Genomic DNA, 416 nt, shown 5'->3' with positions numbered 1-416 from the left:
TGGCGCGGGTTTCGCCGCCAGGCCCAGTCCTATGACCTCGCATTCAAGCTGGCTGTCCTGAAGAAGATGGGCCAGGACGGCATGTCCGGGCGGGAGGCCACCACTTACTTTCAAATTGGCGATGCCGGCGCGGTGGGGCGGTGGCGTCGGCTGTATGCTCAAGGCGGTGCCCAAGCGCTGGCACCACCTCCGCCGCCGCCCCGAAAGCCGATGAAAAAGACCCGTTCGTCCAAGCCACCTGAGGAAATGAGCCGCGATGAGCTGCTCAAGGAAGTTGCCTATCTGCGTGCGGAGACCGACTACCTAAAAAAACTCGATGCCTTGATCCGGGAAGAGCAGGCGGCGCAGGACGCAAAGCGCAAGCCATCCAAGGATTGAGGCAGGTTCATACGCTGTCGCTTCTGCTCGAAGCGGCA

Annotated in this window: 1 pseudogene; it reads left to right on the top strand. The window is 61.8% G+C overall.

The features are described from left to right. A pseudogene (locus RCF13_RS03010) lies at positions 1-416 on the top strand (helix-turn-helix domain-containing protein); the annotation flags it as partial.

Origin of the sequence: Stenotrophomonas maltophilia group sp. RNC7 (genome assembly GCF_030910085.1) — a bacterium.
GTDB classification, from domain to species: Bacteria; Pseudomonadota; Gammaproteobacteria; order Xanthomonadales; family Xanthomonadaceae; genus Stenotrophomonas; species Stenotrophomonas sepilia.
Note: the sequence above shows the minus strand (reverse complement) of the source record. Positions and strands in the feature narration are given on the sequence as shown.